General features: G+C 75.1%; 26 protein-coding genes and 1 riboswitch. Of the genes, 17 read left to right on the top strand and 9 right to left on the bottom strand.

The window, feature by feature from the left end:
• Positions 1-81 precede the first annotated feature (81 nt).
• Positions 82-188, top strand: a riboswitch (TPP riboswitch).
• The 9 genes from thiL to IU369_RS09860 all read left to right on the top strand — a co-directional run bounded on the left by thiL (position 180) and on the right by IU369_RS09860 (position 7,928).
• Positions 180-1,148, top strand: a complete 969-nt coding sequence (gene thiL, locus IU369_RS09900; protein WP_217920815.1) for a thiamine-phosphate kinase — start codon at positions 180-182, stop codon at positions 1,146-1,148. (Overlaps the previous riboswitch by 9 nt.)
• On the top strand, positions 1,141-1,908 hold the full coding sequence (locus tag IU369_RS09895; RefSeq protein WP_217920814.1) for an ABC transporter ATP-binding protein: 768 nt from the start codon (positions 1,141-1,143) through the stop codon (positions 1,906-1,908). The genes thiL and IU369_RS09895 overlap by 8 nt, the downstream gene beginning before the upstream one ends.
• Positions 1,905-2,732, top strand: coding sequence for an ABC transporter permease (locus IU369_RS09890; RefSeq protein ID WP_217920813.1), 828 nt, complete (start codon positions 1,905-1,907; stop codon positions 2,730-2,732). The genes IU369_RS09895 and IU369_RS09890 overlap by 4 nt, the downstream gene beginning before the upstream one ends.
• A gap of 14 nt (positions 2,733-2,746) precedes the next feature.
• Positions 2,747-3,730: an ABC transporter substrate-binding protein gene (locus IU369_RS09885; protein ID WP_217920812.1), complete on the top strand. Its 984-nt coding sequence runs from the start codon at positions 2,747-2,749 to the stop codon at positions 3,728-3,730.
• Entirely contained in the window at positions 3,628-4,821 is a 1,194-nt protein-coding gene (thiO, locus tag IU369_RS09880) for a glycine oxidase ThiO (RefSeq protein WP_343233150.1), read from the top strand. Before IU369_RS09885 ends, thiO begins: the two co-directional genes overlap by 103 nt.
• Positions 4,821-5,024 (top strand): sulfur carrier protein ThiS, encoded by a 204-nt coding sequence (gene thiS, locus IU369_RS09875; RefSeq protein WP_246551478.1) that lies wholly within the window; start codon positions 4,821-4,823, stop codon positions 5,022-5,024. The genes thiO and thiS overlap by 1 nt, the downstream gene beginning before the upstream one ends.
• The gene (locus tag IU369_RS09870) at positions 5,021-5,794 is read left to right on the top strand and encodes a thiazole synthase (RefSeq protein WP_217920809.1); all 774 of its coding nucleotides are present in this window, start codon (positions 5,021-5,023) and stop codon (positions 5,792-5,794) included. The genes thiS and IU369_RS09870 overlap by 4 nt, the downstream gene beginning before the upstream one ends.
• Positions 5,785-7,221 (top strand): bifunctional hydroxymethylpyrimidine kinase/phosphomethylpyrimidine kinase, encoded by a 1,437-nt coding sequence (gene thiD, locus IU369_RS09865; RefSeq protein ID WP_217920808.1) that lies wholly within the window; start codon positions 5,785-5,787, stop codon positions 7,219-7,221. Before IU369_RS09870 ends, thiD begins: the two co-directional genes overlap by 10 nt.
• Positions 7,222-7,241: 20 nt before the next feature.
• Positions 7,242-7,928 carry a TenA family protein gene (locus tag IU369_RS09860; protein ID WP_217920807.1) on the top strand — a complete coding sequence of 229 codons (687 nt, stop codon included), beginning with the start codon at positions 7,242-7,244 and terminating at the stop codon, positions 7,926-7,928.
• On the opposite strand, the gene IU369_RS09855 is transcribed toward IU369_RS09860, so the two are convergent.
• Positions 7,894-8,352: a type II secretion system protein gene (locus tag IU369_RS09855; RefSeq protein ID WP_217920806.1), complete on the bottom strand. Its 459-nt coding sequence runs from the start codon at positions 8,350-8,352 to the stop codon at positions 7,894-7,896. The two genes, IU369_RS09860 and IU369_RS09855, sit on opposite strands and share 35 nt — an antisense overlap.
• 855 nt (positions 8,353-9,207) lie before the next feature.
• Positions 9,208-11,040 (bottom strand): AAA family ATPase, encoded by a 1,833-nt coding sequence (locus IU369_RS09850; protein ID WP_217920805.1) that lies wholly within the window; start codon positions 11,038-11,040, stop codon positions 9,208-9,210.
• A 126-nt stretch (positions 11,041-11,166) separates the two neighbouring features.
• Here IU369_RS09850 and IU369_RS09845 point away from each other — a divergent pair, with 126 nt between their 5' ends.
• The 3 genes from IU369_RS09845 to IU369_RS09835 are packed head-to-tail and all read left to right on the top strand — an operon-like array spanning position 11,167 to position 12,667.
• Positions 11,167-11,505: a metallopeptidase family protein gene (locus tag IU369_RS09845; protein WP_217920804.1), complete on the top strand. Its 339-nt coding sequence runs from the start codon at positions 11,167-11,169 to the stop codon at positions 11,503-11,505.
• Positions 11,498-12,082 (top strand): nitroreductase family protein, encoded by a 585-nt coding sequence (locus IU369_RS09840; RefSeq protein ID WP_217920803.1) that lies wholly within the window; start codon positions 11,498-11,500, stop codon positions 12,080-12,082. Before IU369_RS09845 ends, IU369_RS09840 begins: the two co-directional genes overlap by 8 nt.
• 51 nt (positions 12,083-12,133) lie before the next feature.
• On the top strand, positions 12,134-12,667 hold the full coding sequence (locus tag IU369_RS09835) for a hypothetical protein (protein WP_217920802.1): 534 nt from the start codon (positions 12,134-12,136) through the stop codon (positions 12,665-12,667).
• A gap of 97 nt (positions 12,668-12,764) precedes the next feature.
• Here IU369_RS09835 and npdG read toward each other — a convergent pair whose 3' ends face one another.
• From npdG to IU369_RS09820, 3 genes are read right to left on the bottom strand one after another with little or no spacing between them, the layout of a single operon-like run.
• A complete protein-coding gene (gene npdG, locus IU369_RS09830; protein ID WP_217920801.1) occupies positions 12,765-13,442 on the bottom strand; it encodes an NADPH-dependent F420 reductase in 678 nt (225 codons plus the stop codon).
• A gap of 4 nt (positions 13,443-13,446) precedes the next feature.
• Entirely contained in the window at positions 13,447-14,322 is an 876-nt protein-coding gene (folD, locus tag IU369_RS09825; RefSeq protein ID WP_217920800.1) for a bifunctional methylenetetrahydrofolate dehydrogenase/methenyltetrahydrofolate cyclohydrolase FolD, read from the bottom strand.
• Positions 14,323-16,497 carry an ATP-dependent helicase gene (locus IU369_RS09820; protein WP_425516797.1) on the bottom strand — a complete coding sequence of 725 codons (2,175 nt, stop codon included), beginning with the start codon at positions 16,495-16,497 and terminating at the stop codon, positions 14,323-14,325.
• Between the two features lie 51 nt (positions 16,498-16,548).
• Between IU369_RS09820 and IU369_RS09815 the strand changes: the two genes are divergently transcribed.
• The gene (locus IU369_RS09815) at positions 16,549-17,358 is read left to right on the top strand and encodes an SDR family oxidoreductase (protein ID WP_217920798.1); all 810 of its coding nucleotides are present in this window, start codon (positions 16,549-16,551) and stop codon (positions 17,356-17,358) included.
• Positions 17,359-17,556: 198 nt separating this feature from the next.
• On the top strand, positions 17,557-17,967 hold the full coding sequence (locus IU369_RS09810; protein WP_246551476.1) for a nitroreductase family deazaflavin-dependent oxidoreductase: 411 nt from the start codon (positions 17,557-17,559) through the stop codon (positions 17,965-17,967).
• Positions 17,968-18,121: 154 nt separating this feature from the next.
• On the opposite strand, the gene cysE is transcribed toward IU369_RS09810, so the two are convergent.
• A complete protein-coding gene (cysE, locus tag IU369_RS09805) occupies positions 18,122-18,910 on the bottom strand; it encodes a serine O-acetyltransferase (RefSeq protein ID WP_217920796.1) in 789 nt (262 codons plus the stop codon).
• Between cysE and IU369_RS09800 the strand changes: the two genes are divergently transcribed.
• The gene (locus IU369_RS09800) at positions 18,909-19,205 is read left to right on the top strand and encodes an NIL domain-containing protein (protein WP_217920795.1); all 297 of its coding nucleotides are present in this window, start codon (positions 18,909-18,911) and stop codon (positions 19,203-19,205) included. The two genes, cysE and IU369_RS09800, sit on opposite strands and share 2 nt — an antisense overlap.
• Positions 19,180-19,875: a GNAT family N-acetyltransferase gene (locus tag IU369_RS09795; RefSeq protein WP_217920794.1), complete on the top strand. Its 696-nt coding sequence runs from the start codon at positions 19,180-19,182 to the stop codon at positions 19,873-19,875. Before IU369_RS09800 ends, IU369_RS09795 begins: the two co-directional genes overlap by 26 nt.
• 10 nt (positions 19,876-19,885) lie before the next feature.
• On the opposite strand, the gene ppk2 is transcribed toward IU369_RS09795, so the two are convergent.
• Genes ppk2 through IU369_RS09780 form a run of 3 tightly spaced genes read right to left on the bottom strand, consistent with a single transcriptional unit; the run spans position 19,886 to position 22,713 of the window.
• Positions 19,886-20,713: a polyphosphate kinase 2 gene (gene ppk2 / locus IU369_RS09790; protein ID WP_217920793.1), complete on the bottom strand. Its 828-nt coding sequence runs from the start codon at positions 20,711-20,713 to the stop codon at positions 19,886-19,888.
• A gap of 33 nt (positions 20,714-20,746) precedes the next feature.
• Positions 20,747-21,676, bottom strand: coding sequence for a cysteine synthase A (gene cysK / locus IU369_RS09785; protein WP_217920792.1), 930 nt, complete (start codon positions 21,674-21,676; stop codon positions 20,747-20,749).
• Positions 21,677-21,711: 35 nt separating this feature from the next.
• A complete protein-coding gene (locus IU369_RS09780) occupies positions 21,712-22,713 on the bottom strand; it encodes an adenosine kinase (RefSeq protein WP_217920791.1) in 1,002 nt (333 codons plus the stop codon).
• A 292-nt stretch (positions 22,714-23,005) separates the two neighbouring features.
• Here IU369_RS09780 and IU369_RS09775 point away from each other — a divergent pair, with 292 nt between their 5' ends.
• Positions 23,006-23,350 carry an STAS domain-containing protein gene (locus tag IU369_RS09775; RefSeq protein ID WP_217920790.1) on the top strand — a complete coding sequence of 115 codons (345 nt, stop codon included), beginning with the start codon at positions 23,006-23,008 and terminating at the stop codon, positions 23,348-23,350.
• The last annotated feature ends 54 nt before the right edge of the window (positions 23,351-23,404 follow it).

Below are 23,404 nucleotides of genomic sequence, written 5' to 3'. Positions count from 1 at the left end.
ACGTCCCCACTGGTATCGGCCGTTCCCGCCCGGGGCTGAGCGGCGGGCGGGCGGCGGCGGGACGTGGTGGTAGGCTGACGCGGAATCGACCAGGGGAGCTGCCACGCGGCGGCTGAGAGGAGGCGACCGCCTCGACCCTCGAACCTGATCTGGGTAATGCCAGCGAAGGGAGGACTCCGATGCCGGAGCTCGCGCTCATCGAGCGCATCGCGCGACGCACCGCCCTCCGCCCGGGGACGTCCCTCGGCATCGGTGACGACGCCGCGGTGCTCGCCCTCGGCGACGAGGCGGTCGCCACCCACGACATGCTCGTCGAGGACGTTCACTTCCGCCGCGGGACGATCTCGCCGCGCGACCTCGGCGCGAAGGCGCTCGCGGTGAACGTGTCCGACATCGCGGCGATGGGCGCGGTCCCGGTGGGGGTGCTCGTCGGGCTCGGGCTGCCGCCCGGCATCACCGACGAGGAGGTCGACGACCTCTACGCCGGGATGGAGGAGGTCGCTGCCGCCCACGGCGTGACCGTCGCCGGCGGCGACGTCACGTCCGCGCCGGTGCTGGTGCTCGCGGTCACGGCCCTCGGCCGGGCCGCCCCCGGGGTCGCGCCGCTGCGGCGCTCGGGCGCACGGGACGGGGACCTCCTCTGCGTCACCGGTCCCCTCGGCGCCGCCGCGGCGGGGCTCCTGCTGCTCGAGGACCCGGACCTCGCCACGGGCCTGTTGGAACGCGACGCGCTCGTCGCCGCCCACCGCCGCCCCTGCCCCCGTGTCGCAGCGGGTCTCGCGCTCGCCGCGGGCGGCGCGACGGCGATGCTGGACCTCTCGGACGGGCTCGGGCTCGACGCCCGGCGGATGGCCGTCGCCAGCGGCCTGCGCGCACGCATCGACCTGCCGGCCGTCCCCGTGGCGGCGGGCGTCGGCGCCGTCGCCCTCGCGGCGGGACGCGACCCGCTGCTCCTGGCGGCGACGGGCGGCGAGGACTACGAGCTGCTGGCCGCCGTCCCGCCGGAGCGCCTCGGCACGCTGCGGGCCGCGGTCGGCGACCTGCACGTCGTCGGCGCCCTCGGCGGGGGCGCCCCCGGGGTCGACCTGGTCGACGCGGACGGCACCGAACGCCCCGTCGGCCGTCTCGGGTGGACGCACGGTGACTGACGCCGCCCCCGCGATCGAGGCCCGCGACCTCACCCTGTCCCTCGGCGGCACGGCGGTGCTCGACCGGTTCGACCTGCGGGTCGCCCCCGGGGAGATGGTCGCCCTGGTCGGGCCGTCGGGCTGCGGCAAGAGCACCCTCCTCGCGGTGCTCGCCGGCCTGCGCGAACCCGACGCGGGCCGGGTGCTCATCGACGGTCGCGACGACCCCGGGCGCCTCGGCCGGCTGACGCTGATGCCCCAGCACGACGCCCTGCTGCCGTGGCGGACCCTGATCGAGAACGTCGGCCTCGGCCCCGCCCTCGCCGGCGCCGACCGCGACGCGGCCCGCGAGACCGCCCGCCGCACGCTCGCCCGCTTCGGCCTCGCCGGGTTCGAGGAGCACTACCCGCACGCCCTCTCCGGCGGGATGCGCCAGCGGGCGGCCCTCGCCCGGACGCTGCTGGGCGGCGCCCGCGGGTGGCTCCTCGACGAGCCGTTCGGCGCCCTCGACGCGCTCACCCGCGCCGACCTGCAGGGCGTGCTGTCGCGTGCCTGGTCGCAGGACCGCCCGAGCGCCCTCCTCGTGACCCACGACCTCGACGAGGCCCTCCTGCTGGCGGACCGGGTGCTCGTCTGCGGCCCGCGCCCCGCCCGCGTGGTGGCGGAGGTGGTCGTCGACCTGCCCCGTCCGCGGACGATCGACGACACCGCCCGCGCCGACTTCGCCGCCCTGCGCGGGGACCTCCTCGCCGCGTTGCGCGGCGCGGGGGCGTTGACGTGAGCACCACCGACCGCATCGCGATCGCGGTCGAACCCGCCCCGGGGCGGGCGCCACGCCGGCCGTGGAGCCGCCTGCCGCTGCTGCTTCTTCCGCTCCTCGGCCTGGCGGTATGGCAGGCCGTGATCTGGGTCGCGTCGCCGCGCGAGTGGCTGCTGCCCTCGCCGGGCGCCGTCGCCGAGGTCCTCTGGACCGACCGCGACCGCCTCTGGTTCCACGCCCAGGCGACCATCGCGGAGGCGGCGGTCGGCTTCGCCCTCGCCGCGGTGCTGGGCACGGCGCTCGCCGTGGCGATCGCGTCGTCGCCCCACGTCGAGCGGACCCTCTACCCGTGGATCGTCGCCAGCCAGGCCATCCCGATCCTGGCGGTCGCCCCCCTCGTCGCCGTCTGGCTCGACTACGGCACCGCCCAGGTGATGGTCGCGTTCGTGATCGCGTTCTTCCCGGTCGTCGTCACGGGTGTGGACGGCCTGCGGTCCGTCGATCCCGCCCTCGGGGCGGCGGTCCGCACCCTCGGCGCGTCACGGGGGTGGGTGTTCCGCCGGGTGACGATGCCGGCCGCCCTGCCCGTCCTGTTCTCGGGGCTGCGGATGGCCGCGGTCTTCGCCGTGACGGGCGCCGTCGTGGCGGAGTACGTCGGCGCCGACCGCGGGCTCGGCTACCTGTCGGAGTTCTCGACCGCCGAGTTCCGCACCGCCCGCAGCTTCGCCGCGATCGCCCTGCTCGCCGCGATCGGACTCGCCTTCTTCGCCGCCGTCGGCCTCGCCGAACGGCTCGCCCTCCCCCACCGCCGCCACCCCTCCCGCCCCACCTGGAGACGCCGATGATCCGCCGTTGCCTGATGTCCCTCCTCGCCCTCGCCGCCTGCGGGTCGCTCGTCGCCGGCTGCGGCGGGGACGACCCGGAGCCGGCCGCCGACGCCGAGCCCGTGGAGCTGATCCTCGACTGGTTCCCGAACGCCGACCACGCCGGGATCTACGGGGCGATGGAGGAGGGCTACTTCGCGGAGGAGGGCCTCGACGTGACCCCGTCGGTGCCGAGCGACCCGGCGGCGGCCCTCAAGCAGGTGGCGACGGGGAAGGCGCCGTTCGCGATCTCGTACGAGCCGGAGGTGCTGATCGCCCGCTCCCAGGGAGTCCCGGTCGTCGCCGTCGGCGCGGTGATCCCCCACCCCCTGAACAGCGTGATCGTGCGGACCGACCGCGGCATCCGGACCCCGGCGGACCTCGAGGGGAGGACGGTCGGCGTCGCCGGCGTGCCCTCGGACCGCCCGCTGCTGGACGCGGTGGTGAGGTCGGCGGGCGGCGACCCGGCGGCGGTGAAGGTGCGCACCATCGGCTTCACCCTGGCCCCGGCGCTCGCCGCGGGGAAGGTCGACGCGGTGATCGGCGCCTACTGGAACGTGGAGCAGGTCGACCTGGAGCGGCAGGGCGTCGAGGTCGACGCGTTCCGGCTGGAGGAGAACGGCGTCCCCGACTACGACGAGCTCGTCGTCGTCACCAGCGACGAGATCGCCCGTGACCGGCCGGACCTCGTGCGCTCCTTCCTCGCCGGCCTCCGCGCGGGCCAGGACTGGGCGGCGACCGACCAGACCGGGGCCGTCGATCACCTCGTCGAGGCCAACCCCGACCTCGACCGGGAGACCCTCACCGAGCAGGTCCGGGCGACGGCGGAGCTGCTGTCCCCGTCCGACGAGCCGACCCTGAACGTCGACCCGGCGGAGTGGGCGGCCTTCGCCGACTGGATGCGCGAGAACGGCCTGCTGACGGAGGACGTCGACGTGGACGCCGTCGTCACCGACGCGTTCCTGCCCGAGGACCGCTGAGCGCGGCAGCCGACATCGTCGTGGTGGGGGCGGGCCCCTGGGGGCTGATGACCGCGTGGAGGGCGGCCCGCGCGGGCGCCCGGGTCGTGGTGGTCGACGACGGCCGCCCGCCCGCCGCGCACGTGGCCGCCGGCATGCTCGGGCCGTGGGCGGAGGCCGACGAGCGCGAGCGCCCGCTCCACGACCTGATGGTGCGCGCCCTCGACGCCTGGCCGGCCACGGCCGACGCGCTCGCCGCGGACGCAGCGCGCGACCCCGGGCTCCGGCGCTCCGGCGCGGTGCTGGGGGCGTCGCGTCCCGAGCACCTCGGGGAGGTCCGCCGTCGCCACGCGACGCTCCGGGAGTGGGGCGAGGACCCCGGTTGGTCGTCCGGCTCGCGGCTGCGGGCGGTGGAGCCGGGGCTGGCCCCGTCGTCGGCGGGTGGGCTCGACCTCCCGCGCGAGCACCAGGTGGAGCCGCGGGCCCTGCTGGCGGCGCTCACGGCCGCCTGCGACGCCGCGGGCGTCCAGCGGGTCCCCGGCGCCGTCGCCCGCATCTCCGGGCGGCCGGCGCGCGGCGTCGACCTCGATGACGGCGCGGCCGTGCGGGCCGGCCGGGTCGTGCTGGCCGCCGGCCACGCGGCGGGTGCCCTCGCGGGGAGGGTGCCCGTCCGGCCCGTGAAGGGGCAGGTGCTCCGCCTGCGGGCGCGTCCCGGCCGGCCGTTGCCGATCGCGCGCACCGTGAGGACCCCCTCCGTCTACCTCGCCCCCCGCGACGGCGAGGTCGTCGTGGGGGCGACGATGGAGGAGCGCGGCGACACCGACGTGACCGCCTCCGCCGTCGCGGAGCTCCTCGAGGAGGCCCTGAGGGCGGTCCCCGAGTGCGGCGACCTCCTGCTCGCGGAGGCCGCCGCGGGCCTGCGTCCCGCGACGCCGGACGGGATGCCCGCGGTCGGCGCCGACCCCGACGACGAGCTGGTCTGGGCGGTCGGCGGGTACCGGCACGGCGTCCTCCTCGCGCCGCTGGCCGCCGAGGTGGCGGTCGCCGCCGCGGCCGGCGGGCCGGTCCCCGCGTGGGCGTCGCCCCTCGCGCCCGAGAGGTTCGCGGCGTGATGGTGGTGGTGAACGGGGTGGAGCGCACCCTGCCCGGGGGCGCGACCCTCGCCGACGTCGCCGCCGGGCTCGGGGTCGCGCCGGGCGAGCCGGGTGTCGCCGCGGCCGTCGACGGTGACGTGGTCCCGCGCGCCGCCTGGCCGGGCGTGGCCCTGACGGACGGCGCGCGCATCGAGGTCGTCCGGGCCGCGGCGGGCGGATGAACGGGGATCCGCTGGTCATCGGCGGCCGGACGCTCGGCTCGCGCCTGCTGCTGGGGTCGGGCGGGTTCCGCCACCCGGATCTGCTCGCGGCGTCGATCACGGCGGCCGGCGCGGACCTGGTGACCGTGGCCGTGCGCCGCGTCGACCGCGCGCCCGGGGGGATCCTGGAGGCCATCACCGCCGCCGGCGCGCGTGTGCTGCCCAACACCGCGGGGTGCGTGACGGCGCGCGAGGCCGTCGGCACCGCGCGTCTCGCCCGGGAGGCCTTCGCGACCGACTGGGTGAAGCTCGAGGTGATCGGCGACCGCCGCACCCTCCTCCCCGACGCGGTGGAGCTGCTCGCCGCCGCGGAGACGCTCGCCTCCGGGGGGTTCACGGTCCTCGCCTACACGACCGACGACCCGGTGCTGGGAGCCCGGCTCGAGGGGGTGGGGTGCGCCGCGGTGATGCCGCTGGGCTCGCCGATCGGCAGTGGCGGGGGCATCCGCAACCCGCGGGCGATCGGGATGATGCGCGAGTCGGTCACCGTGCCCCTCGTGCTCGACGCGGGCATCGGGACGGCCTCGGACGCGGCGCTCGCGATGGAGCTGGGGTGCGATGCGGTCCTGGCGGCGACGGCGGTGGCGGGGTCCCGGGAGCCGGAGCGGATGGCGCGGGCGCTCGCCGGCGCCGTGTCCGCCGGCCGGGAGGCCCTCCGCGCCGGACGGCCTCCGCGACGCGAGCACGCCCAGGCGTCGACGAGCCCCGACGGCATCCCGGAGTGGGCGTGATCGCCGCGGCGGCGGGCGCGCGGCGCCGGGCGCGGCTGGACGACGCCCGTCTGTACGTCGTGTCCGAGGCGCGCACGCCGTCGGGGCGGCTCGCGGCGCTGATCCCGGGGCTCGCCCGGGCCGGGGTCGACGTCGTGCAGCTGCGCGACCGGCGCCTCGACCCGGCGGGGCTGCGGGAGGAGGCCCGCGCGTGCGCGGCGGCCGCGGACGCCGCGGGGGTGCTGTTCATCGTCAACGACTCCCCCGAGCTCGCACGCGCATCCGGGGCCGACGGGGTCCACATCGGCCAGGCCGACGGGGCGGTCGCCGCGGCACGCGCCCTGCTCGGGCCGGACCGGATCGTCGGCCGCTCGACCCGGGGGGGCGCGATGCTGGACCGCGCCGCGGCGGAGGGCGCCGACTACGCCTCCGTCGGGCCGGTCTGGGAGACGCCGACCAAGCCCGGCCGCCCGGCCGTGGGGCTCGCGGCGGTGGCCGACGCGGCCCGCCGGGCCCGGATCCCCTGGTTCGCCATCGGCGGCATCGACGCCCGGCGCGTCGGCCGGGTCGCGGCGGTCGGTGCCACGCGGTGCGTCGTCGTGCGGGCCGTCCGGGACGCCCTCGACCCGCTCGGGGCCGCGGCGCTGCTGCGGGAGCGGCTCGTCGGGGCCGTGCCCCGCATCCTCTCCGTCGCGAGCACCGACTCCGGGGGAGGCGCCGGCCTGCTCGCCGACGTGAAGGCGATCGTCCGGGCCGGGGGCTTCCCCCTGTGCGCCGTGGCCGCCGTGACGGCGCAGACGACGATTGGCGTCGACGCCCACGCGCCGATCGACGCGGACCTCGTGCGCCGGCAGGTCGCGGCCGTCGCCGGGGACCTCGGGATCGACGGCGTGAAGACGGGGATGCTGGCCGTCCCCGCCATCGTCGAGGTCGTCGCGGAGGCCCTCGCCGCCCTCGACCCAGCCGACGAGGTTCCGGTCGTCGTGGACCCGGTCCTGCGCGCCGAGTCGGGCGCATCGTTGATGGGCGACGGTGGCGAGGCCGCCTACCGGCGGGTGTTGCTGCCCCGGGCGCGGGTGGTCACCCCGAACCTGTTCGAGGCCCAGGCGCTGACGGGCATCGCGGCCGACGACCCGGAGCGGCTCGCCCGGGAGATCCACGGGCGGTACGGGTGCGCCGCCATCGTCACGGGGGGACACGGGGCCCGGTCGTCCGACACGCTCTGCGACGACGCCGGCGTGCTCGAGATCCCCGGTCCCCGACTCGACGCCCGCACGACGCACGGGGCGGGCTGCACCCACTCCTCCACCCTCGCGACGCTGCTCGCCCGCGGCGTGCCCCTGCGGGAGGCCGCCGCCGGCGCGAAGGCGACCGCCACGGGGGCCGTCGCGGCGGGGCGGCCCCTCGGGGCGGGCGCCGGGCCGGTCGATGTGGTCGCCGCCCGGTGACAGGTGGCGGGTCCATCCCGGTGATCGAGCGGACGATCGCGCCGTTGACGGCGTGCGTCCTCGAGCATCCGGTGGTCACCGGGCTGGCCGACGGCTCGCTCCCCGAGGGGGTGTTCCGGCGGTTCCTCGTCCAGGACGCCCTGTTCCTGCGGGACTTCGGCCGGTCCCTCGCCCTGTGCGCCGCCCGCGTGGACGGGACGGGCGACCTGCGGCTCCTGTGCGGCCAGGCCGCGGACGCCCTCGATGTCGAGCGGGACCTCCACGACCGCCTTGCCGCGGACCTCGGGATCCCGGCGACGGAGTTCGCCGACGCCCGCCCGAGCCCGACGTGCGAGGGCTACGGGTCGTTCCTCGTCCGGACGTGTGCGATCGGGGCGCTGGGCGACGCCGTGGCGGCCCTCGCCCCCTGCTACCTGATGTTCCGCCGCGTCGGAGCCGCCCTGGCGGCGTCCGGCTCCCCCGACCCGCGGTACGCCGCGTGGATCGCGACGTACGACGGGGAGGCGTTCGGGGCCGCGACCGACGCCCACGCCGAGCTGTGCGGGCGGGTGCTCGACGTCCTGCCGTCCGCGGCCCGCGACTCCGCGGTGGCGCACGCGCTCACCGCCGCGGGGTACGAGTGGCTGTTCTGGGACGCCGCGTGGCGGGACGAGCGCTGGCCCGCCGAGGAGGTCACCAGGTGCAGCCGGGGCCGCACGTCCGGGTGACCGTCGGCTGGGTGGTGAGGTCCTTCGCGAGGGTGTAGACGTCGCCGGAGGCGGTGGTCGTGGTGAGGGTGTAGCCGGTGGCGCTGACGCCGCTCAGGGTGATCTCGGCCTCGGCGGCCCGTGCGCCGGGCGCCGGCGTCCAGGTGGCGGCGGGCTCCAGCGCCTGCAGCTCGGCGGTCGTCAGGCCGGCGTAGCCACCCGGCTCCACCGAGGCCGTCTCGACGGCGGTCGCACCGACCCGCAGCAGCGACTCCGCCGTCGCGTCGGTGGCGCGGTCGCGGGTGCCGAGGAACGACGGGATCACGAGGGCGGTGAGCAGCCCCAGGACGATCGTGGTGACCAGGACCTCGACGAACGTGAAGCCGCCCGGGCGGCCGTCGCGGCGGGCCTGAGTCCGGCGTGTGTGCGTGGCGATCGTGCCCATGGTGACCTCCGTGTCCGTTGCCCGTCCGTGTCTGCTCAACGACGGTAGGTCCCGGGGGCCGCGGCGGGGCTGGGCCGTCGGACGGGCGTGGGCCATCCGGTCGACCAGTGGCGGGGGAGCCGAGGAGCCAGCGCCCCTCGGCGAACCAGCGCTGCATCGTCCGGCGGCTGGGGGCGTTGGCGACGTCGTCGCGGTGGCGGGCCCGGAGGTCGGCGATCACCCGCGCGGGGGGTTCACCGCGCGCGAACCGCTCCTCCGCCTCGCGGCGCAGCGCGGGCCAGGCGTACGACCCCGGTCGCGGCGCCGCCGCGGGGACGCCCCGGAAGCGCAGGAGGTGGGCGTCGAGTGCACGGCTGCGGGCGCGGGTCATGCAACCGGCGGCGCGCCAGACCGACATGAGGCTGACCACCAGGTCCCGGCCCGCCCGACGCGCGAGGAACGCCTCGTCCCGGTGTGCGGCGCACAACCACACGGCGACGCCGAACGGGAGCGGGAGGAGCTCCCGAGGCCCGGACCCCGCGCCGACGCAGATCGCGCACGGCGGACGGCTCCCCAACCCCCTGGCCTTATAGAAGCTGCGCGCCACGGACCGATCCTGCACCGGGTGGGTCCCACGACTCACCCCCCGATCGCGCCGCCTTCCCCCCGGGAGCGTGCCGGAGTGGGTGTCGGACGACGCCGGAGGGCGACGCGGGCCGCCGAGGGGCCGGGGATCGTCAGGCTGCCGCCCGCCCCGCCGCGTGGTCCCGTGTCGATTGGCGTCGACGCGGGACGCCGATCGACACACCCCCCGGCGAGCATGGTGCCGCCCGGCCCCCGGCGCCCCCTGGGGAGCGCCGGGGGTCCGGCCATCCCCTACGAGGAGCGGACGGCTCCGTGGGGGTCGAGGCGCCGCGCCGTCGGGCGGGGGCCGAAGAGGCGGAAGAGGTCGTCCTTCTCCAGCGCCTCCGCCTGCACGAGGTCGTGCGCGGCGGTGTGGAGGAGGTCCATGTTCTCCTCGAGGATCCTCCGTGCCGTCGCGAAGGCCTCCTCGATCAGCGCACGGGCGGCGTCCTCGATGCGCTCCGACGCCTGCGACGCGTCCGCCCCGGGGAGCCCGGTCGCGAGGCTCGCGGACGTCGTCGATGCCCCCATCCCGAACTCGCCGGCCATGCGGCGGGCGAGGGTCGCCGCCCGCGCCAGGTCGTCGGTGGCGCCACTCGTGAACTCGCCGAAGACCAGTTCCTCGGCGGCGCGTCCGGCCATCATCATCGCCATCCTCTCGATGCATTCGCCGCGGGTCGCCAGGAAGCGATCCTCGGAGGGCAGTGCCACCGTCACGCCGAGCGCCTGACCCTGCGGGATCACGGTCACGCGCTCGACCGGGTCGCACCGCGGGGACAGGTGACCGACGAGCGCGTGGCCCATCTCGTGGTACGCCACCAGCAGCTTCTCGTCGTCGGAGAGCAGCATCCCGCGGCGCTCCGGACCTCCGACGAGGCGCAACAGCGCCCGCCGGAACTGGGGCAGGGTGATCTCGGCGGTGCCGGCACGGGCGGCCTCGAACGACGCCTCGTTGCAGAGCGCCGCCAGGTCCGCGCCGGCCATCCCGACCGTGAACGCGGCGATCGCGGCGGCGTCCGTGCCGACCGACAGCGGCCGGCCCTTCAGGTGCACATCGAGGATCTCCCGCCGCGCCTCGCGGCCCGGCAGCCCGACGGCGATCTTGCGGTCGAACCGCCCCGACCGGATCAACGCCGGGTCGAGGGCGTCCAGCCGGTTCGTCGACGCCAGCACCACCACGGGCCGGGCGGGGTCGTTCGCGAACCCGTCCATCTCGGAGAGGAGCTGGTCGAGGGTCTGCTCCCGCTCCCCCGCCGATGCGTGACCGGTCCGCCGGCCGCCGACGGCGTCGATCTCGTCGATGTACACCACCGCGGGGGCGGCCTTCCGCGCCGCGGCGAACAGCGCACGGATGCGCTTCGAGCCGAGGCCCGAGTAGACCTCGACGAACTCCGACCCCGACGCGCTGAAGAACGGGACCCCCGCCTCGCCGGCGACCGCGCGTGCCAGCAGCGTCTTCCCGGTCCCGGGGGGGCCGTGGAGGATGATCCCCTTCGGCAGCTCCGCGCCGACGCGCTCGTAGCGGGCGGGGTCGCGCAGCACGTCGGCGATCTCCCCCACCTCGTCGCGGATCTCGTCGACGCCCGCGACGTCGGCGAACGTCGCCGTCGAACGTACCGCCTTCACCTGCTGGGAGAAGCGGGCGCCGCCCGCCATGCGCAGGGCGAGCGCCGAGACGATCACGAGGCCGGCGAGCAGGATCAGAGGACCCCACGTCTGCACCCAGCCCTCGATGTCGAACCCACCGCCCCCGTCGATCTCCGGCACCTCGGCCGGCGCCGCGGCCCGCTCGACGACGCTGAGCGGCACCTTCCCCTCCTGCGCCGCGTCGATGATCGTCTCGGTCAGCCCCGTCGGCAGGGCCGTCTGGCGGTCACGGCCGTCGACCCGCACGATCAGTGTCGTCGTGCCCGCCCCGCCGGTCATCCGCGCCGAGTCGGCGGTGCCGCTCTCCAGGAGCTCCAACGCCTTCGACAGCGTGATCGGCGCGGGGGTGGTCGCCCCCACGACGGGCGCGACGGTGACCAGCAGGGCGCCGACCACCAGCCCCGCCACCGCTCCCGCGAACCATCTGCTCCCGCGCATCCGTGTCTCCCCTCGGATCCGTCCGATGGATGCAGGAAAGCGCCCGGCGGCGGCCCGCGGTACCGCCGGTGGGATGGTGCCCCGGACCCCCCGAACGGGGGAGCCCGGTACGATCCCGGTGTGGTCATGGGTCGCGACGAGTTCGAACGCCTGGTCGGCGAGGCCATCGACGAGGTCCCCGAGCCGTTCGCGTCGGCGCTCGACGAGGTCGCCGTCGTCGTCGAGGAGCGGGCACCCCGCGAGATGGGCTCCCTCTACGGCCTCTACACGGGCGTGCCGCTCACGGAGGGCATCATCCCGTCGGGGATGCTCCCCGCCCGGATCGCGGTCTACATGCACCCGCTCCTCGACCACTACGCCGACGACGCCCAGATCGTCGAGCAGGTCCGGATCACCGTGCTCCACGAGCTCGGCCACCACCTCGGATTCGACGAGGACGACCTCGAGGCCCTCGGATATGCCTGACGCCCGTACCGGCGACACCGTCCTGGCGGCCCTCCACGGGCGTCGGAGCATCGGCCGGGTCGGTCACGACCCCATCCCGCGGGAGCTCGTCGCGGAGCTGCTCGACGCGGCGGTCACCGCCCCGAACCACCACGCGACGGGGCCGTGGCGGTTCGTGGTGCTGACGGGTGCCGCCCGCGGTGAGGTCGGCGCCGCCCACGCCCGCGCCGTCGCCCGCGCCCGGCCCGACGCGGGCCCGGAGGCCCTCGCGAAGGAGGCCGCGCGACTCGAGCGTGCCCCGGTGGTCGTCGTCTGCGCCGTGTCGCCCGGCGAGGACCCGGTCGAGGCGCGCGAGGACCGGGACGCGGTCGCCGCGGCCGTGCAGAACCTGCTCGTCGCCGCCCACGCACGCGGCCTGGCGGGCATGTGGCGCACCGGCGCGATGGCCGACGAACCCGAGGTCCGCGAGGCGCTGGGGTTCCGTGGCCGCGAGGCGATCGTCGGTTTCGTCTACCTCGGCACCCCGCCCGACCCCGTCCCCGGCCGCGACCGCCCCCGGCCCGGCGCCGAGGCGGTCACGGAGTGGCGCGGCTGGTGAGCGGGCGCCGCCGGCGCTACGGTGGAACTCCCGTCTGAAGGAGGCGCTGCGGTGGCGGCAACGGTGGCGGACCAGGTCGTCGAGCGGGTCACGGCGTTGATGGCCTCCGGTGACGCACGCACCCAGGCCGACGCGATCCGGCGGGTCGCCGCCGAGATGGACCGGTCGGTGTCCGCGACGTCGTCGGCGTTCTACGCGGGCCGGCGCGCCGCCGCCGAGGAGGCGGAGGCCCGCGCCTCCCGGTCCGCCGCCGGCGCGCGCCTGCCCGCCGTCGGGCGGCCACGCCCCCGCCTGTACGCGGAGATGCTGCCGCTCGTGGAGGCGGGCGCCACCATCGAGCAGGCGGCCCGGCGCTTCGGCGACGAGGACGAGGCCGACGAGATCGCCGCCGGGTTCGCGCGCTGGCTCCTCGACGAGCGCCTCGGCGCCGCCGACGAGGCGGAGTTGGCGGAGGCCCGCCGTCGCATCACCGCGCTCGAGGCGGAGACCCGCGGCCTGCGGCGGGACCTGACCCGGGCGACGCAGGCCCTGTCACGGGTCCACGCCATCGCCGACGACGCCCTGGGGGCCTCGCGGGACCTCTGAGCGGCGGGTCCGGTAACCCGCCGCGTGTGCCGCGGGCGGTCGGGTGTTGATTGGCGTCGACCCCGTGCGCCAATTGGCGCACGGGGTCGCACCGGGGTCAGGCGGGGCGCTCCGGGGCGTTCTCGAGGCCCGAGATGGAGAGGCTGGCCTCGCCGCCGTAGCGCTTGTTGAGGTTGATGATGATCGCCGTCATCCCCTCGAGGATCAGGGCGTTCGCGAGCGGGCCGGCGTCGAGGGCGCGCGTCCCCGGGATCGAGGAGGTCAGCTCGATGACGGCCTCGCGGGCGGCCTTGCTCTTGCCGCAGACGAGGACGTCGGCGTCGAGGTGGTGCTGGGCCTGCAGGCCGGCGGCGGGGAGGTTGTTGTAGGCCACCACGACCTTCGCCTCGGGGGCGAGGTCCTGGATCCGGTGGGCGCAGGAGGCGGCGCCGAGGGCCTCGCCCTGCTCCGCGATCGCGCCGCTCTTGCCGAACTTCAGCGCGTTGACGACGGAGATGACGACCTTGTCCGCGAGGGCGTCGGCCATCGGGGGTATGGTGCCCTCGATGCCCTCCCACGGGATCGAGACGACGGCCATCTCGGCCTGTTCGGCGGCGGCGACGTTCTCGAGGGGGGTGAAGTTCCCCGAGGGGAGCGCCTCGACGAGCGTGGCGGCGGCCTGGTCGGCCCGCTCCTGGCTGCGCGAGCCCACGAGGATCTCGTGGCCGGCGGCCGCGAAGTTGATGGCGAGGCCGCGACCGAGGTCGCCCGTGCCGCCGAAGATCGCGATTCTCATCAGGTCACTCATCTCCCGTTTCGGTGTCCTCGCCGGCCCTCCGTCGGGCCGCGTCGAGCGTGTTGGCGAGCAGGTAGGCGATCGTCATCGGTCCGACGCCGCCCGGGACCGGGGTGAGCCACCCGGCGACCTCCGCCGCCTCGTCGCCCGCCACGTCCCCGCGCAGCCCCGCGTCGGTACGGTTGATACCGACGTCGATGACCGCCGCCCCCGGCTTGATCCAGTCCCCGCGGATCATCTCCGGGCGACCGACCGCGGCCACGAGGATATCCGCGGAGCGGCACAGTGCGGGGAGGTCCCGCGTCCGCGAGTGCGCCACGGTCACCGTCGCGCTGCGCGCGGTGAGGAGCAGGGCCATCGGCTTGCCGACGATCAGGCTGCGCCCGACGACGACCGCGTGGGCGCCCTCGATCTCCACGCCGGCCCGGTCGAGGAGCCACATCACGCCCGCGGGCGTGCACGGCAGGGCGCCCGGTTCGCCGCGCACCAGCCGCCCGAGGTTGATCGGGGCGAACCCGTCCACGTCCTTGTCGGGGTGGATCCGGTTCGCGATCAGCACCTCGGAGAGCTGGTCCGGGACGGGGAGCTGCACGAGCATCCCGTCGACGGTGTCGTCCGCGTTGAGCTCGTCGATGAGGGCGTCCAGCTCGGCCTGGGTCGTCTCGGCGGGCAGCACCACCCGCCGCGAGATCATCCCCGCCTCGTCCGCCGCCTTCGCCTTGCCGGCCTGGTACAGCTCGGAGGCGGGGTCGTCGCCCACCTGGATGCCGACGAGGCCCGGGGCCCGGCCGTGCCGGGCGCGGAACTCCGCGGTCCCCTCCGCGACCCGCGCGCGCAGCTCCGCCGCCGCCGCCTTCCCGTCGATGATCGTCGCCGCCATTCAGTCCACCTTCCTCATGGGCGCAGCCCCGGCCATCAGCCGGCGCTCCGCTCCGTCCTGCGCGAAGCGCACGCGCACCAGGTCCCCCCCACCCTCGATGCCGGTCACGACGCCCTCGCCGAAGGTGGCGTGCAGCACCGAGTCACCGGTCGCGAGGGACACCCGCGGGGTCGGCGCGGAGCGTACCCCGGCGCCGCGCGACGCGCTGCTCCAGCTGCCCGCGAACGAGGGGCGCGCCCGGCGCCCGCCCTCCGGCTCGGAGAGCGCGTCCGCGGGGAGCTCGGCGAGGAAGCGCGACGGCAGCCGGTAGTCGCGGCCGCCGTGCATCGCCCGGCTCTCGGCATGCGTGAGCGTCAGGTGGCGGCGGGCGCGGGTCAACCCGACGTAGAAGAGACGCCGCTCCTCCTCGAGCGTCTCCGGGGTGTCGGAGCGCGCATGGGGGAACAGCCCCTCCTCCAGTCCCGTGATGACGACGGTGTCGAACTCGAGGCCCTTCGCGTTGTGGATCGTCATCAGCGTGACGGCGCCGCCGGAGTCGTCGACCAGGTCGGCGTCGGCCTGCAGGGCGATGCCCTCCAGGAAGCCCGCGAGCGTCGCGTCCTCCTCCGAGGCCTCGTACTCGGCGGCGACCCGGACCATCTCCTCGAGGTTCTCGAGACGGCCCTGCGCCTCGAACGTCCCCTCCCGCTGCAGGGACTCGCGCAGCCCGGAGCGGTCGAGGACCTCCTCGATGATCCGCTCCAGCGGCATCCCCGCCGCGGCGCGGACGCGGATGTCGGCGACGAGCGAGCCGGTGGCGGCAATCGTCGCCCGCTGGCCGGGCTGCAGGCCGGCGACCTCGTCGGGACGCATGATCGCGTCGGAGAGCGGCAGCACGTGGGCGGAGGCGAACGCCTCGAGCTTCGCGACGCACCCGGGGCCGAGCCCGCGTTTGGGCGCGCCGAGCATGCGGGCGAGGCTCACCCCGTCGGCGGGGTTGGCGACGACGCGCAGGTACGAGAGCAGGTCGCGGACCTCGGCGCGTTCGTAGAACCGGGGGCCGCCGACGACGGTGTACGCGATCCCGCGGCGGACGAGCTGGTCCTCGATCGACCGGCTCTGGGCGTTGGTGCGGTAGAAGACCGCGACGTCGGCGAGGCTCTCGCCGCGGGCGAGGGCGCGGTCGATCTCCCCCGCGACGGTGCGGGCCTCCTCGTGCTCGTCGCGGCAGGAGACGACCGAGATGGGCTCGCCGTCGCCGAGGTCGGTCCAGAGCCGCTTCGGGTGCCGGTGGGGGTTGCGCTCGACGACGGCGTTCGCGGCCCGCAGGATCGTGCCGGTGGACCGGTAGTTCTGCTCGAGCGCGACGACGTGGGCGTTGGGGTAGTCGCGCTCGAAGTCGAGGATGTTGCGGACGTCGGCGCCCCGCCACGAGTAGATGCCCTGGTCGTCGTCGCCGACGGCCACGACGTTCTGCTGCGGTGCGGCGAGGGCCCGCACCAACCGGTACTGGGCGTGGTTGGTGTCCTGGTACTCGTCGACGAGGACGTGCTGGAAGCGGGTCTGCCAGCGGGTGCGGACGGCCTCGTCGCCCTCCATCAGCTGGGCGGTGACCATCAGGAGGTCGTCGAAGTCCATCGCGCCGTTCGCGCGGAGCGCGTCGGCGTACCGGCGGTAGATGCGGGCGACGACCTCGTCGTTGAACGACTCCGACCCGGCCTCGAGCTCGTCGGGGCCCTGCAGCAGGCTCTTCGCGTCGGAGATCCGCGCCTGCACGGCCCGGGGCGGTGTGCGCTTCGGGTCGATGCCCTCCTCGACGAGGCAGCGCCGGATGAGGCGCACCTGGTCGTCGGCGTCGTAGATCGAGAAGTCACGGGAGTAGCCGGCGGCGGGCGCCTCGCGTCGCAGGATGCGCACGCACGCCGAGTGGAACGTCGAGGCCCAGATGGCGCGGGCCCGTGGGCCGACGAGCTGGCCGATGCGCTCCCGCATCTCCCCCGCCGCCTTGTTGGTGAAGGTGATGGCGAGGACGGCCTCGGGGGCGACGCCCACCTCGCCGATGAGGCGGGCGACGCGGTGGGTCAGGACCCGGGTCTTGCCGCTGCCCGCGCCGGCGAGCACGAGGAGCGGCCCATCCCCGTGGAGGACGGCCTCGCGCTGGGGAGGATTGAGGCCGGCGAGCGGGTCGGACACCATGCTGATCCTACCGGAGGTTCCCGACGGCCCACCCGGGGGAACGACACGGCGATGAGCGATCCCGAGATCACAGTCCACCCGCCCGACGCCCGCCTGCTGGAGGGCCGCACCGCCGTCGTGAGCGGCGCGACGTCGGGGATCGGCCAGGGCATCGCCCTGGAGATCGCCGCCCACGGGGCGGGGGTGGCGTTCGGGTACCGCAGCGACCCCGACACGGCCCACCGCATGGCGGACGCCCTCGTCGCGCTGGGGCGCCGCGCGGTCGCGGTGCGGATGGACGTGGGGAGCGAGGACGAGGTGCGGGAGGCGTTCGCACGGGCGCGGGCCGAGCTCGGCGCCGTCGACCTCGTCGTCGCGAACGCCGGGCGCGAGGCGGAGGTGCGCCTGGTGGACATGACCCTGGACGACTGGACCGACGTCATCGACACCAACCTCACCGGCACGTTCCTCTGCTGCCGCGAGGGCGCGCGCCAGATGGTGGAGCAGGGGCGTGGCGGCACGATCATCGGCGTCACGAGCGTCCACGACCGCATGCCGTGGACGGGGTTCTCCCACTATGCGGCGTCGAAGGGCGGGCAGAGGCTCTTCCTCGAGTCGATCGCGAAGGAGCTCGCGCCGAGTGGCATCCGGGTGGTGGCCGTCGCCCCCGGCGCCATCGCGACCCCCATCAACCGGGAGATGCTCGACGACCCCGAGCTGCGGGGGGCGGTCGAGGCCCAGATCCCCATGGCCCGCGTCGGCGGCGTGGCCGAGGTGGCCCGCGCGGCGGCGTGGCTGGCGTCGGACCAGGCGTCGTACGTGACGGGTGCGACCCTCGTCGTCGACGGCGGCATGACCCTCTACCCCCCGGACGCCGGCTGACGCCACTCTCCGGCGGCGGTGACCGCGGCCCCCGGGTCGCGGTTCGCGGGTCGGCGCCTGTCCCATGGGCGCCTCCGGTGCGATGCTCCAGGTGGATGCGCCATTCGGCGCTGGCCGCGGACGCCATTCGGCGTCGACCGCGGAGCGCCCCGGCCGCGTCCACGACATTCGGTGCCGGACGAGGAGACAGCCGTGGGGATGGACTTCAAGAACTGGAACATCGAGGTGATGAAGGAGTTCCGCGCCAACGGGGGCAAGGTGGAGCAGTTCGGCGACGCGCCGCTCGTGATCCTCCACACCGTCGGCGCGAAATCGGGACAGAAGCGGCAGAACCCGCTCATGTACCTCCCGAAGGGCGACGACGTCGTGCTCTTCGCGTCGAAGGCCGGCGAGCCGGAGAACCCCGACTGGTACCACAACCTCGTCGCGAACCCCGACGTGGAGCTCGAGTTCGGTGACCGGACGGTCGGTGCGACGGCCCGCGAGGTGAAGGGCGAGGAGCGCGACCGCCTCTACGCCGAGCAGGTGGCGGCGTACCCGCAGTTCGGCGAGTACGAGCAGAAGACGACCCGCAAGATCCCGGTGGTCGTCGTCACGCCGACCGCCTGACGCCCCCGGCGGCCCGGTCCGCGAGCCGCGCGGATCGGCCGCCCGCGTCCGGGTGTGCGTCGATTGGCGTCGACGGTCGACGCCAATCGACGCGGACCCGGGCCCGCGGCCTCCCCCGGACGGCCGCCACGCCGCCGGACCCGCACGGGGGTTGCTAGATCCCGGCTCCGGGGTTGAGGCCGAGGATCGTGGAGATCTCCTCCTGGGCCGTCGGCAGGCAGTCCTCGTCGGAGCCGTTGCGCGGCGTCAGCTCGCGGCCGGCGCGGAGGTCGGAGAGGTCCTGCTCGAGCTCGGTGACCCTCCGCACCAGGCACGCCATCGCCTCGGCGACGGGGTCGGGCAGGCGGGTGTGGTCGATGTCGGGGTGGTGCAGGTCGCGCGGCACCTTCTGGCCGTCGACGATCACCGCGCGGCCCGGGTTGCCGACGACGGTGGAGTTCGCGGGGACGTCCTTGATCACGATCGACCCGGCGCCGACCTTTGCGCCCTCGCCGATCTCGACGGGCCCGAGCACGCTCGCCCCGGTGCCGACGATAACCCCGTCCCGGACGGTGGGGTGCCGCTTGCCGACGTCCTTGCCGGTGCCGCCGAGGGTGACGCCCTGGTAGATCGTCACGTCCTCGCCGATCTCCGTCGTCTCACCGATCACGACGCCCATGCCGTGGTCGATGAAGAAGCCCGGGCCGATCGTGGCGCCCGGGTGGATCTCGATGCCGGTGAGGAAACGCGACGCCTGGCTCACCAGCCGCGCCGGCGTCCGCAGGCCCGCCCCGTAGAGGGCGTGCGCCCCCCGGTGCATCCACACGGCGTGGAGGCCGGGGTAGCAGAGGAGGATCTCCGTGAGGGAGGTGGCGGCCGGGTCGCGTTCGCGTGCGACCTCGATGTCGCGACGGAGCGAGCGCTTCGCGCCGGAGAGCCACCCGACCAGCGAGCGCCGTGGCATGCGGGTTAGTATAGGTCGCGCCTGCGCGGAGGCGCCCACCCCAACGCCGGAGACCGACCTGACCCGCCGGAGACTGAAGCTGACGTTCCCCGAGCAGCTCATCCAGGAGCCGATCGTCTACACGCTCGGCAAGCGGTTCGACGTCGTCACCAACATCCGCCGGGCCGACGTCCGCGAGACCACCGGGTGGATCGTCATGGAGGTCTCGGGCACCGAGCAGCGCCTCGACGAGGCGCGCCGACACCTCGAAGGCCTCGGCGTGCGCGTCGATGACCTGGAGGCGTACCTCGAGTAGCGTCGCCGTCGCCGGGGCCTCCTGCCAGCCGGGGCCGTCGCCGACCGCTCGTGCGTTGCGCCTCGAGGGGCTGCGTGCGGACGGGCCCGAGGCCCTGCGCGAACTGCTGGAGCGCGTCGGCGACCCGCCGTGGGACGTCGAGGTCGTCGACGGCGACCCCCTCCTCGGCATGCTCGCCGGCGAGGGCTTCGAGCCGTACAGCCGCGTCGCCGTGATGGCCCGCGGGGTGGAGGGCCTCCCCCGTCCCCCGTTCGTCGCGGGCGTCACCATCGAGCCGTACCGCAACGAGTGGTCGGAGGCGTTCACGAACGCCGAGGCGATGGCGATGGAGGGCCTCGCCGCCTTCACGGAGATGGGGCAGCCCACCGGGTACGAGGAGGCGGAGGGCTTCGACGCCTTCAGCATCGCCCGGGACGAACGCGACATGCTCGGCTTCGCGCAGGCCATGGTCCCGGAGGGCTGGATCAACTGGATGGGCGTCGTCCCCGACGCGCGCCGGCGGGGCGTCGGGCGCCTCCTAGTCGCCGACCTCGCCCGTCAGGTGCGCGAGGCCCGCGGCACGCACCTCGCCGCCCTCGTGCAGGTCGACACCCCCGGGCAGGCGTTCCTCGCCGCCCTCGGGTTCCGGGAGCGCGGGCCGCGGCGCACCCAGATGATCCGCCGCGCCTGACCCACAGGGCTCAGGGGAACAGGTGGGGCACGAACGTCTGGTCGCTCATCGGCGGCCGCACGTAGGCGCGTCCGTCCCGGCGGGGCGGGAGCCTGACCGGCTCCGGCGTCAGGTCCTCGTACGGGACCTGGCTGAGGAGGTGGGAGATGCAGTTCAGGCGGGCGCGGCGCTTGTCGTCCGCCTCCACCACGAACCACGGGGCCTGCTTCGTGTCGGTGTGGGCGAACATCGCGTCCTTCGCCACCGAGTAGTCGATCCAGTTCTCCCGTGACTCCAGGTCCATCGGGCTGAGCTTCCACCGCTTCGTCGGGTCGTCGATGCGGTCCTGGAAGCGGCGTTCCTGCTCGCCGTCGCTCACCGAGAACCAGTACTTCACGACGACGGTCCCGGCCCGGATCAACATCCGCTCGAAGTCGGGGCAGCTGCGGAGGAACTCCCGGTACTCCTCCTCCGTGCAGAAGCCCATGACCCGCTTGACGCCGGCGCGGTTGTACCAGGAGCGGTCGAACAGGACGACCTCCCCCGCCGAGGGCAGGTGCGCCACGTACCGCTGGAAGTACCACTGGGTGCGTTCGCGCTCCGTCGGCGCGGTGAGCGCGACGACGCGGCACACCCGGGGCGACAGGCTCTCGGTGATCCGCTTGATGACGCCGCCCTTGCCGGCGGCGTCGCGCCCCTCGAAGATCACGAGGACCTTCAGGCCGGCGTGCTTCACCCACTCGTGCATCTTGACCAGCTCGATCTGCAGCCGGGCGAGCTCCGACTCGTAGAGCTTCCGCGGCAGGCGCGCGCCGGGTCCCGGCTCGCCCTCGGACTCGCCGGTCGCCCTCGTCGTCATCTCCCGCCTCCGGCCGCCGCGTGGCGGGCGGCGCTACGCCTCGTCGAAGAGCGGCGTGCTGAGGTAGCGCTCACCCGTGTCGCAGAGGAACGTAACGATCGTCTTCCCGGCGTTCTCCGGCCGCCGGGCCAACTCGATCGCCGCCCAGACGTTCGCCCCGGCGCTGATGCCGACCAGGATGCCCTCCTCGCGGGCGAGGCGCCGGGCGGTCGCGAAGGCGTCGTCGGTGGGGACCGTGACGACCTCGTCGTAGACCGACGTGTTCAGCACGCCCGGCACGAAGCCGGCGCCGATCCCCTGGATCTTGTGGGGGCCGGGCTGCCCACCCGACAGGACGGGGGAGTCGGCCGGCTCGACGGCGACGGCGCGGAAACCGGGGCGCCGCTCACGCAGCACCTCCGCGACACCGGTGATCGACCCACCCGTCCCCACACCCGCCACCAGCACATCCACCTCACCACCGGTGTCCGCCCAGATCTCCTCCGCCGTCGTCCGACGGTGGACCTCCGGGTTCGCCGGGTTCTGGAACTGCTGGGGCACGAACGCACCCTCGGTCTGCGCCGCGATCTCCTCCGCCCGCGCGATCGCCCCCCGCATCCCCTCCGCACCCGGCGTCAACACCAACTCCGCCCCATACGCCCGCAACAGGGTCCGCCGCTCCAGGCTCATCGTCTCCGGCATCGTCAGGACGCACCGGTACCCCTTCGCCGCACACACGAAGGCGAGGGCGATCCCCGTGTTCCCCGACGTCGGCTCCACCACCACACTGCGCCCCGGGACGAGGCGCCCATCGGCCTCGGCCGCCTCGATCATCGCCAGGCCGATGCGGTCCTTCACCGACCCCGCCGGGTTCATCGACTCGAGCTTGCCGAGGATCGTCGCCCCCGTCCCCTCCGCCATCCGCCCCAGGCGCACCAACGGGGTGCGCCCGATCAGGTCCGTGATGGAGTCGGCGATCGGCACGGCCGCGAGCCTACCAGGGGTCCCGGGCGCGTCGCTCACACCGCCACCTCGGCGAGCGCGGCGAGGTCCACCTGGGGGCGTGCCCCGAGGTGGGAGATGACCTCCGACGCGGCGAGCGACCCGAGGGCCGCGCAGTCGGCGAGCGGGCGGTCGTGGCTCAGACCGTGGAGGAAGCCGGCGGCGTAGAGGTCACCCGCACCGGTGGTGTCGACGAGCCGCTCGACGGGGGCGGCGGCCACCTCGACGGTCTCGTCGGCGGTGACGACCATCGACCCGTGCTCGGAGCGCGTGATCACGACGATCTCGGCGCGGCCCCGCACCGCGCCGACGGCGGCGGAGAGGTCGCGGGTCTCGGTGAGCGCGAAGATCTCCTCCTCGTTGGCGAAAAGGAGGTCGACCTCGTTGTCGACGAGCCCCCGGAACTCCTCGAGGTGCCGCTCGACGCAGAACGAATCGGACAGGGTGAGCGAGATGCGGCGGCCGGCGCCGTGGGCGGCGGCCATCGCGACCCGGAAGGCGTCCTTCGCCCGCGGCTTGTCCCAGAGGTAGCCCTCGAGGTACGTGATCGCGCAGTCGGCGACCATGTCGGTGTCGATGTCCTCGGGGCCGAGCTCGACGGCGGCGCCCAGGTAGGTCGACATGGTGCGGTGGGCGTCCGGCGTGACGAGGATCAGGCTGCGCGCCGTCGGGGGCCCGTCGGTGGCGATCGGCGTGTCGAAGTGGACGCCGGCCGCGCGGATGTCGTGGGCGAAGACCTCGCCGAGCTGGTCGTCGCGGATCTTGCCGATGTAGGCGACGCGGCTGCCGAACGACGCCGCGCCGACCATGCTGTTGGCGGCGGCGCCGCCGGAGATCTCGACCGCCGGACCCATCCGCTCGTAGAGGCTCGTGGACTGCGCGACCTCGATGAGGTTCATGGAGCCCTTCACCAGGCCCTCGGCCTCGAGGAAGGCGTCCTCGCAGTGCGAGAGCACGTCCACGATGGCGTTGCCGATGCCGAGCACGTCGTACGTCGCCGATCCGCTGCCGCGGGTCATCCCTCTCCTCCGGTCGATGGGCCGCCCGGCAGCCTAACGGCCGCGGTGGTCGTTACGACCCGGTGAAGTGCCCACCGGCCTCTCCACAGGGTGTGGAGGCGGGACCACCGATCGGAGGATGCCCCGCGCGTCGATCGGAGTATTGATCGTCCCGGGGGTCGCGCGATGGGATCCCCACGACGGCGGATGGTGCTGCACCACCCACCGCCACGCTCGCCCACTCGATCTGTCCCCGGCCCCCCGGATGGCTCTCCCCGACCCCTGGACGGTTCCTGTGCCCCACCCCCCGCACGTGCGCCTGGGAGCGCTGCTGTCGGCGCGACTCGACCGCGCCGGCGACGCCGTCACGCTCGTCCTCACGGGGGAGTTCGACCTCGCCGGGGTCGCGCCGTTCACCGAACTGGTCGAGGGGATCGAGGCGACGGGCCCCAACACCCTCGTCCTCGACGTCTCGGGGCTCGACTTCCTCGACTCCAGCGGGATGCGGCAGGTCTACGACGCCCACGTACGGGCGGAGGGGCGGTACGCCTTCGGGGTGGTCCTTGGGACGGGGCCGGCGTTCCGGTCGCTGGCCCTGGCCGGGCTCGACCAAGCGCTCACGGTCGTGGCCTCGGCGCAGGAGATGTCGGCGGCGTAGGGCGCCCCGGCGGGTATGCGTCGATTGGCGTCGACGAAGGACGCCAATCGACGC

Origin of the sequence: Miltoncostaea oceani (assembly GCF_018141545.1) — a bacterium.
In the GTDB taxonomy this organism is placed as follows: domain Bacteria; phylum Actinomycetota; class Thermoleophilia; order Miltoncostaeales; family Miltoncostaeaceae; genus Miltoncostaea; species Miltoncostaea oceani.
Note: the sequence above shows the minus strand (reverse complement) of the source record. Positions and strands in the feature narration are given on the sequence as shown.

Coding starts and splice junctions, on each gene's coding strand:
- IU369_RS09780 (WP_217920791.1), bottom strand. CDS start 22,713: ATGACCCGCGGCAGCGGATCGGCGACGTACGACGTGCTCGGCATCGGC.
- IU369_RS09870 (WP_217920809.1), top strand. CDS start 5,021: ATGAACGGGGATCCGCTGGTCATCGGCGGCCGGACGCTCGGCTCGCGC.
- IU369_RS09820 (WP_425516797.1), bottom strand. CDS start 16,497: ATGGTGTCCGACCCGCTCGCCGGCCTCAATCCTCCCCAGCGCGAGGCC.
- IU369_RS09845 (WP_217920804.1), top strand. CDS start 11,167: ATGGGTCGCGACGAGTTCGAACGCCTGGTCGGCGAGGCCATCGACGAG.
- IU369_RS09800 (WP_217920795.1), top strand. CDS start 18,909: ATGCGGGTTAGTATAGGTCGCGCCTGCGCGGAGGCGCCCACCCCAACG.
- ppk2 (WP_217920793.1), bottom strand. CDS start 20,713: ATGACGACGAGGGCGACCGGCGAGTCCGAGGGCGAGCCGGGACCCGGC.
- IU369_RS09840 (WP_217920803.1), top strand. CDS start 11,498: ATGCCTGACGCCCGTACCGGCGACACCGTCCTGGCGGCCCTCCACGGG.
- IU369_RS09855 (WP_217920806.1), bottom strand. CDS start 8,352: ATGGGCACGATCGCCACGCACACACGCCGGACTCAGGCCCGCCGCGAC.
- IU369_RS09815 (WP_217920798.1), top strand. CDS start 16,549: ATGAGCGATCCCGAGATCACAGTCCACCCGCCCGACGCCCGCCTGCTG.
- IU369_RS09795 (WP_217920794.1), top strand. CDS start 19,180: ATGACCTGGAGGCGTACCTCGAGTAGCGTCGCCGTCGCCGGGGCCTCC.
- IU369_RS09850 (WP_217920805.1), bottom strand. CDS start 11,040: ATGCGCGGGAGCAGATGGTTCGCGGGAGCGGTGGCGGGGCTGGTGGTC.
- npdG (WP_217920801.1), bottom strand. CDS start 13,442: ATGAGAATCGCGATCTTCGGCGGCACGGGCGACCTCGGTCGCGGCCTC.
- cysE (WP_217920796.1), bottom strand. CDS start 18,910: ATGCCACGGCGCTCGCTGGTCGGGTGGCTCTCCGGCGCGAAGCGCTCG.
- IU369_RS09810 (WP_246551476.1), top strand. CDS start 17,557: ATGGACTTCAAGAACTGGAACATCGAGGTGATGAAGGAGTTCCGCGCC.
- folD (WP_217920800.1), bottom strand. CDS start 14,322: ATGGCGGCGACGATCATCGACGGGAAGGCGGCGGCGGCGGAGCTGCGC.
- thiL (WP_217920815.1), top strand. CDS start 180: ATGCCGGAGCTCGCGCTCATCGAGCGCATCGCGCGACGCACCGCCCTC.
- IU369_RS09885 (WP_217920812.1), top strand. CDS start 2,747: ATGTCCCTCCTCGCCCTCGCCGCCTGCGGGTCGCTCGTCGCCGGCTGC.
- thiS (WP_246551478.1), top strand. CDS start 4,821: ATGGTGGTGGTGAACGGGGTGGAGCGCACCCTGCCCGGGGGCGCGACC.